The following is a 7,581-nucleotide window of genomic DNA, read 5'->3' as shown; positions in this document are numbered from 1 at the left end:
TACGACCTCATCCCCAACATGCCACAGCCGCGCCTTGCGCCGCTGATGCAGGGCTTCGCCAAGGCCGTGGCAGATGCCAACCTCTTCGTGCGAGCCAACGCCGGTTCAAAATGAGGGGATGGGTGAGACTCAACCTTGTTGGCCTTTTGGCTGTCAAGAATCCTAGCCATCGGGAGAAGTTCCAAGATTTTCAGGCGCGCCTCTATAAGATGATGATAGATCTGGTTACGTCAAAAGACGATATCTGGAACTCTCAAATTGAAAAGGCCAAGAAGGCGGGATTTCTGGTTGAAGGCTCAGACGTTTCAAGGGAAGCGGTTCGAGAATTCATCCGCAAAGGTGAATATGGAATCTCTTTCTCTCCCGGATATAACCTTACAATGGAGCTGGAAACCTTCGATAAAATTCTACCGTGCTTTATCGATAGAAGATGGACGCTCCTACGCGCTCCTATCAGCTCTGAAGGATTCATCACTTCCGATCATCCGGTATGCCTAGCTTGGACTGACCCCAAGATGGCAAATGGGGTCTATCCGCCCGGGTATGGGATGCGGAAAACCGAGATCTTTTTCCCGATCTCCCGCCGTCTGGCGTGGGTAGGCATGTTCGAGGGCACGACCAGGACCGTCGATGTCAGCGACGACTTCGTGCACCGATTCAATGCCGGGGTCCTGGATTTCGCAGGCAGGCAGGTCTTTGGCCGTTCGGGAGAGTGCTCGTACAGGCGGCCCGATGATGCCCGATCCCGTAGGCTGCGAGACTTGCCGAACGACACCCGGTTCCAAGGCCGGCCAGGGCCGAAGATGAAGGTTCGGACGGCATTGCCGGGGGAATGCAAAGAGAGGTCTCAGCGGAGCTAGGCCTGCCCCGTCGGCCGGCCGACTATTTCGCCAGCCTGCAGCACCATGCCGTGCCGCTCAACGAGCCGGCTATCGCCGCGCTCTCGCACTCCTCCATGGGGCTCGATATCTACGCCTGGCTGGCGCAGCGGCTGCACCGCATTCCGACGGGCTCGCGGGCCTTCATCCCGTGGCCGATGCTGCAAAGCCAGTTCGGGGCGGAGTACGCCCGGCTGCGGAAATTCCGGGAGGTGTTCATGGAAGCCCTGCGGCAGGTCGCCACGGTGTACCCGGCCGCCAAGATCGACGTGAACGGGCAGGGCCTGTTTCTCTACCCCTCGCTTCCCCCGGTGCCGAAGACCCGCCTCCTCGTAAGCAAGTAGCCGACTGCCAAGCCGCGTGGGTGACCCTGCAACTCCTGCGGCGGGAAGTGTTGTAGGAGAAATCTAAGTGTTGCACCGTGCAGCACTTCGGTGCACCACATGTGGTGAAATTGGCCTCGATTCGGGGGCAAGCAGACGTGCCAACACAGAAGCCGCGCGTTTACGCCACCCTTGATCCTGCACAAGCAGCGGCGCTGGAGGCAATTGCACGCAAGCACGAGGTCTCAGTTGGCTGGCTGGTGAGATACGCTGTCGCGCGCCTCATCGAGGCCGACAAGGAGCCGGTGCAACTAAATCTTTTTGTTGAAATGGCCAAAATAAAGTCGTAACGGTTCAGAAGGAGAATGAAATGGCCACGATAGACAGGAAGACGGCTCCCGCGCAAATCGACAAGTTAGTTTTGTCGTCATTGTTTAATGGAGATAGATATATACGTAATCTTTTTAACGATATGGCGAGGGAAAATATATATACAGTATCCGATTTGCTTTCTTTTGACAAAAATTCTCTTTTCGAGAAATTCCCCACATCATCCCGCAATCAAGATCTCCTTGTTGATAGTCTGCGCCATCTAGGCGTTAGGCTATAACTCCTGTTTTGACATCAAACAAATGCCTAATCATCTCATTCGGGCTGGGTTTTTTGGCATTTCTTGTCCTGTTATGCTTCGGCAATACATCGCAGGTCGGTATATATTTATTATCTCGAAGATAAGCAGACATTCCGTTAAGCGTTCGGAATGTGGCGCCGTGTCCGACAGCAATATCCTCCAGAAATTTTGCAGATTCTTGATAACCAGATCGCAAAAATTCCTTTATCTGTTCAGTATTCATCTTCAGTGATTTAGTGTCGGTATAATCTACTATATAGAATGTAGCGGGGGCTATTTTCATCCAATAAGATATTGGACGGTCAGAATTGGCTGCAATGAAATCAGGGCGACCATGTATTTCAACCGCCCGCTTAATGGCAAGAATAGATAAGCAGGCTTTTGCAAAGCCCTGCCGCTTGGTATGTATGGCCCTCAACACTTGATTACTTGCAAATTCTTCATCCCATTTTAGTTTCCCGTGATTATATTCACCATAATTCCAGCTTGTTGGAATATTTATTTGATAAGCCGCTTCCGTAGCATCGCTGTTATTGGTTACTCCTGCCCTACTTAGGAAGTGACGAGCGCCCACTACATAGAACCATTTGAAATCCGCAAACGCGAGTTGCCAGCCAGGGACCCGAAAGTCGGGCGTGGGCGGCGCGACCAATGCGAAGGGATCGTCGGGGATGATCACGTCTTCCTCCTGGTATGTGAGAGTAGTGTTACACGCCTAGAAGGGCCCTTCTAGCACCTATTTACACCTATCTATCTGTTTGAATACGTTGTCTATTTTTAGGATTAGCCCATTTTGCCTATGTCCAGAAGCGGAGGGCGAAATGGAGGCTCTGGCTTACAGTCTGATCATCGGCGGTTATGTGATCCTGATGATGGTGCATTGCATCCTGCACTGAGGTGCAGCACAGCGCGCGGGCGGGGAGAAAGCTGCGTGACCGGCAAGCCACGCAGCTTTCTCTCTGCCTATGCCATAGCACTCGGTCATAGGAGCTTGCTTCATGAGCCATCCGGCAGTGTGCGACACGGCCTGAGAAGCGCGTGCTTTCACCACATCCGCGCGGCGAGGCTCTGCTCCTCCTCACCCACAGCGTTCGCGTAGATCGCCGTGGTGGTGAGCTGGGCGTGGCCCAGCCACTTCTGCACCATGTTGAGCGCGATGCCCCGGCTCACCGCCTGCACGCCGAAGCCGTGCCGCAGGCCCTTGGGGCAGGCGTGAGGGCCGTCCGCGATGCCGGCGGCCTCTATGACATCCTGCACCCTCCGCCAGCCCGTCATGCGGCTCCACGGCCATAGCAGCACCTTCGAGCCGCCCCGCCGCTGCGCCTCGCGGAGGCCGTGCACCAGGTCGAGCGTATCGAGCAGGTCGGGCGGCACCGGCACCGCCCGGAAGACGCCGCTGCGGCGCTTCTTCAGGCTCTCGAACACGATCACCCGCCCGGCCAGGTCCACCCGGTCACCGGTCAGCGCCAAGGCCTCGGAGATTCGGCAGCCGGTCGCGTGCAGCACGCCGCAGAAGGACCGGACCTCGCGTGGGGCCTTGGCGGCGGCGGCGGCGAAGGCGCGGCGCTCCTCCTCGGTGAGGTAGAGGCGGCGGCCTTCGGAATCGAAGAGCTGCATGCCCGTTTGGGGCTGGCTGATACCTTTCATATGAAATCTGTATCAGCGCGGGCGCGGCGCGGCCAGCTTTCAGGCCGGGTTATCCCCTGCGAGCTGCGCCGGAAGCGCCTGTGGCGGCACGTGTCTGATACAGAATTAGCAATAGTGTATCACAACCCCAATTAGGGGTCAAAATTGCTCTCGGAAAATTTTGCGCGCATAGGATTGACACGTTATATGGTGTCTCAACCCGTTTCATGTCCCCCACATCTAGCAAGGAGCAGTCCATGGCCTCCAAAAGTGGCAAGGGTGAAGTGACCTCGGCCAAGGCCGCGAGCGCAGCGGCCAAGGTGCTCGCCGACCCGAAATCCTCCCCGGCTGCCAAGAGCGCTGCCGGTTCGGCCCTGACGCAGCGGCCGAGCTCGAAGAAATAGGACCTCTTAATTCAAGGCTTTACACCGATGATGGTGACTACCTGATATGGCGAGATGCACAGCACCAGTTGAGGGCCATCGCTCAGCGAGCGCTGCAGCGGCCTGCCCTGCATGTCGCGGCCGCCGCCGCTACGGCGGCTACAGCAGCAGCTACGGTTCGTCCCCGTCCTACTTTCCGTCCTACTCCCCGTCAGTGAGCATCGACGGCAGCCGGAGCAGCGGGGGCGGGTCCGGCGGCAGCGCAAGGCCGAGATGGTCCCGAGCCGGTTCGTCCGTGGCGTACACGCCTGCTGAGGTGCGAGCACTCACGCCGGTCCGGGATAGCATCGAAAAGCGAGCGCTCCTGCCTGACCTTCGGGACGCCTTTCTCTGCCATGCGTGGGACGACCGGAAAGGGGCCACCAAGGAGCTGCACGATCTGCTCGTGTCACGAGGCGTTTCGGTTTGGTTCAGCGAGAAGGACGTTCCCCTCGGCACGTCGCTGCTCCGCGAAATCGACAAGGGATTGGCAAAGTCGAAAGTCGGGATCGTGCTGGTGACTCCCGCGCTGCTGCGCCGCGTTCAAGCAGAGGGCATCGCCGACAAAGAGCTTTCGGCACTTCTAGCGCGTGACCTGCTCGTTCCCATTGTGCACGGCACGACGTACGAGGCTCTCCGCGAAGTCAGCCCCTTGCTCGGTTCGCGAAGCGGCCTGAGCACCGCAGACGAGCCGATGGCAAATGTTGCGGCCAAGCTAGCCGAGCTAGTCGCCCCACAACTCCATTGCTGAGGCGGCCGGTCCACGTCGCACAAACCTTGATACGCACAGGCTCTTCCCTCACCTGCGCGAACCCGTCGGATTTGGAGGATGATCGCTGATGGCTTGGTATAAAGACGGCAGCAGATTGTCAAAAAACGAACATGCAAACTTCGATAAAATCTGGAAGCCGGGGGAAACGCCACCAGATAACGGCATCTATGAGTGCCAGGGGTGCGGCGATGAAATTGCGTCGAATAAGGGCGTGAAACTTCCATCGCAAAACCATCGGCAACATAGCCCACAACAGGGTACGATCCGTTGGAAGATGATTGTTTGCTGTGAGAATCGCTAAGGGAAAGACGCTATGGGTGGTCTGTAGGGTCTCTGGAAAATGGGGCACCCTGCTTCCAGGGCACCCCATCTCCATCAGATCAGCCCCGCAAGCCTAAAAGCTATCCACACCAGCACCGGGGCCATCTGCACCCCGAACGCCAAGCGGAAGCTAGTCCCGCGAGGCCGGCCGGTTTCGATAGTGACGAACACCCGCATGCGGGAGTTCTCCTCTACCTTGCGCGGGCCTCTTGATGAGCCGAACGCCGCGCATAAGACCAGCAGCAGGGGGTTTTCTGGATTTTTGCAGCCCCAGTGGTGGCCCCTACACGCTTCGGCTGCATCCCCTAATTTATTACGATCCTATGGGTGAGTCATCCGACGAAAATCGGAGCGGGGCTGGCCAGTTTGTCCGGCCCCCTCCGATCCCGAGCACGCAGCGGCCGACCGGCGAAAGCCGTTCGGCCAAGTCGCTTTGACAAGTTTGGAAATGGCAGACACCAACGCAGCCAATGCCCACACCATCTCCGGAGGAAAGGCGTCCATAATGGACATCTCCGATGTAAAGTTGCGATGGTGCGGTGGCTAGCCGCGAGGCTGGCAGGTCTCCTAATCCCTGCCACCATACAGCAAATCTTGCTGTACTTCGCCTTGAGGGGCATCGCCCTTAGGGGCGAAGGCCCTGACTATACTCAAGCAGATGCTCCTGCTGCAAGAGTTACTTCGGCCGCATACTGCGATCCCGCTGCCGGCCGAGTCCCTGGCCCCTCGCCTGCCCTTGCCCGCGCGCCAGCTCTTCCAGGCGCTGCCAGTTCTGCTCCCTGGTGCGGATCGGGGCGAAGGCGGCCTTGCGTTCAGCGTTCCGGCGCTGCCAGGCGGCGCGCAGCTCGGCCTGCTGGCGGGCCTGAATCTCCCGCAGCTCGCCGCACTGCCTCAGGTAGGCCTCACGCAGCGCGTCCGCCTGGCGCTTCGTCTCCTGATGGATGCGGTCGCGTTCCTGCTGCAGGGCTTTCCTGGCCTTGCGGGCCAGGGCCTGCTGCTCCTGCTGCTGGGCGGCCTGCAAGGCCGTGGCGCGCTCCGTGCCGCTGAACAGTCCGAACACCACGCCAAGCATGCCGGCGGGCCTCTCAGCGGCTTTTAGGCGCGGATCGCGCAGGGTCTGCGCCATGTTCCAGATCTTCCCGAGGGGCGAGCGCTCGCGCTCCTGGAACCGGCGCTGCTCCACCCGCTGCCGGCGGAACTGATCGGCCCAGGCGGGTCGGAATTGCTCCTTGATCTCGGCCGCGCGCCGCTCCTTCTCCTCGTTGGCGCGGGCATAGAGCCGGTCTTTCGATGCCTGGTAGGCGCGCTTCAGCTCCGTCCATTGCTGGCCGTGGCTGTCGTGCATGGCGCGGCCGGCGGCGGCGAGCTGGGCGTCCCGCTGCTTCTCCTCGGCCCGGATGAAAGCGCCGCGCATGCTGTCATTGGCGGCGGCCTTGGTGAATTCGTACGCCGGCCGGCTCTTGCGCGGGTCGCGCGCGAATTCCCCCTGCTCGCGCCTGGCGTTGTTCTCGACGCGCCTGGGGCAAAAGACCTGCCCCCGCTCCTGCTCGTAGGCCTGCGCCCATTTCGAGAGGGCCAGCTTCGAATTGGAGAGCGCGGCCGCCTTCCCTTCCGTGGGATGCACCCGGTTGACGATCACATGCACATGGGCGTGCGGCTCGTCCGTGTGGCAGACGATCAGGGCCTGGTGCTCTTCCAGCTTCAGCAGCTTCAGGGTCGCCCGCGCGGCCTCGATCTGCTCGGCCTTGGTGGGCTGCTCGGTCGGGTGCCAGGACAGGCTGTAGGCGAACACGGGCGAGGTCATCTTCCGCCCCGTCGCCTTCACGCCGGCGGCCGCTTTCAGCTCCTCCGCCTTCATCGCCGTGGTGGCCATCATCCGCCAGGCGCGCTGCGGATCGTCGGTCGGCAGGTTGACCACCTCCGCCCAGGCCACGCGCTCAGCCGTCCGCCGCTCGGCCTCCCCGGCCTGGCGCTTGTCGTGCAGGTAGTAGGCGGCCGCGCCCTTAAAGCTGCGGCCGCCCTTCGTCATCGCCGGGACCATAGAATCCATCCAGCAAGGCGGTGATGCGGGTGGCCAGCTCCTCGATGCTCTGGGGCAAGAGCCGGCCGGCATTGGCGGCGCGGGTGAGCTGGTTGAGGTTGTTGCCGATGGGGATCAGCGCGGCGGCCAAGCTGGCCAGGGCCTGCTGATCGGTGCTGGGCGGCGGCAGGCGGTATCCCAGGGCGCGGCGGCGGACGAACTCGGTGGTGGTCAGCCCCAGGGCTCCGGCCGTGCGGGAAATGGCGGCGTGCTCGGCCGCCGTCAGACGCAGCTTTAGCTGGTCGTCCTTGAGCTCCGCCGGTGCCTTTTTCGGCCGCGCCATACACACCCTGCCTCATCCAGTTCACCCGCTCCACCGGCCGGCCGGGGAGTGTCCAGAGAGGGGCGTCCCCCTCTTTGGCCAGAGTTTTTGGGTACCAAAAACACATCTGGCTATGCAAGCTATGCAAGCTATGCAAGCTATGCAAGCTATGCAAGCTATGCAAGCTATGCAAGCTATGCAAGCTATGCAAGCTATGCAAGCTATGCAAGCTATGCAAGCTATGCAAGCTATGCAAGCTATGCAAG

The 7,581-nt window shown here is 60.2% G+C and carries 9 protein-coding genes; 5 read left to right on the top strand and 4 right to left on the bottom strand.

Features of this window, described 5'->3' with window-relative positions:
* Window positions 1–122 precede the first annotated feature (122 nt).
* The 3 genes from E5N76_RS28975 to E5N76_RS28965 all read left to right on the top strand — a co-directional run bounded on the left by E5N76_RS28975 (window position 123) and on the right by E5N76_RS28965 (window position 1,551).
* Window positions 123–860, top strand: a complete 738-nt coding sequence (locus E5N76_RS28975; RefSeq protein WP_187830482.1) for a DUF4238 domain-containing protein — start codon at window positions 123–125, stop codon at window positions 858–860.
* Window positions 833–1,222: a replication protein RepA gene (locus tag E5N76_RS28970; protein WP_149541462.1), complete on the top strand. Its 390-nt coding sequence runs from the start codon at window positions 833–835 to the stop codon at window positions 1,220–1,222. The genes E5N76_RS28975 and E5N76_RS28970 overlap by 28 nt, the downstream gene beginning before the upstream one ends.
* 77 nt (window positions 1,223–1,299) lie before the next feature.
* Window positions 1,300–1,551: a ribbon-helix-helix protein, CopG family gene (locus E5N76_RS28965; protein ID WP_149541461.1), complete on the top strand. Its 252-nt coding sequence runs from the start codon at window positions 1,300–1,302 to the stop codon at window positions 1,549–1,551.
* A gap of 249 nt (window positions 1,552–1,800) precedes the next feature.
* Here the strand turns inward: E5N76_RS28965 and E5N76_RS28960 are convergent, their stop codons facing one another.
* Together E5N76_RS28960 and E5N76_RS28955 are read right to left on the bottom strand one after the other, a co-directional pair.
* Window positions 1,801–2,511, bottom strand: a complete 711-nt coding sequence (locus E5N76_RS28960; RefSeq protein WP_149541460.1) for a hypothetical protein — start codon at window positions 2,509–2,511, stop codon at window positions 1,801–1,803.
* A gap of 365 nt (window positions 2,512–2,876) precedes the next feature.
* On the bottom strand, window positions 2,877–3,449 hold the full coding sequence (locus E5N76_RS28955) for a tyrosine-type recombinase/integrase (RefSeq protein WP_149541459.1): 573 nt from the start codon (window positions 3,447–3,449) through the stop codon (window positions 2,877–2,879).
* 266 nt (window positions 3,450–3,715) lie between these two features.
* Between E5N76_RS28955 and E5N76_RS29960 the strand changes: the two genes are divergently transcribed.
* Together E5N76_RS29960 and E5N76_RS28950 are read left to right on the top strand one after the other, a co-directional pair.
* On the top strand, window positions 3,716–3,862 hold the full coding sequence (locus tag E5N76_RS29960; protein ID WP_187830480.1) for a hypothetical protein: 147 nt from the start codon (window positions 3,716–3,718) through the stop codon (window positions 3,860–3,862).
* Between the two features lie 295 nt (window positions 3,863–4,157).
* Entirely contained in the window at window positions 4,158–4,631 is a 474-nt protein-coding gene (locus tag E5N76_RS28950; RefSeq protein WP_235907958.1) for a toll/interleukin-1 receptor domain-containing protein, read from the top strand.
* Window positions 4,632–5,649: 1,018 nt separating this feature from the next.
* Here the strand turns inward: E5N76_RS28950 and E5N76_RS28940 are convergent.
* Together E5N76_RS28940 and E5N76_RS28935 are read right to left on the bottom strand one after the other, a co-directional pair.
* The gene (locus E5N76_RS28940; RefSeq protein WP_187830479.1) at window positions 5,650–7,023 is read right to left on the bottom strand and encodes a relaxase/mobilization nuclease domain-containing protein; all 1,374 of its coding nucleotides are present in this window, start codon (window positions 7,021–7,023) and stop codon (window positions 5,650–5,652) included.
* On the bottom strand, window positions 6,977–7,336 hold the full coding sequence (locus tag E5N76_RS28935) for a MobC family plasmid mobilization relaxosome protein (protein WP_149541455.1): 360 nt from the start codon (window positions 7,334–7,336) through the stop codon (window positions 6,977–6,979). The genes E5N76_RS28940 and E5N76_RS28935 overlap by 47 nt, the downstream gene beginning before the upstream one ends.
* Between the last annotated feature and the right edge of the window lie 245 nt (window positions 7,337–7,581).

Origin of the sequence: Siccirubricoccus phaeus (genome assembly GCF_008360935.1) — a bacterium.
Taxonomy (GTDB): Bacteria; Pseudomonadota; Alphaproteobacteria; order Acetobacterales; family Acetobacteraceae; genus Siccirubricoccus; species Siccirubricoccus phaeus.
Note: the sequence above shows the minus strand (reverse complement) of the source record. Positions and strands in the feature narration are given on the sequence as shown.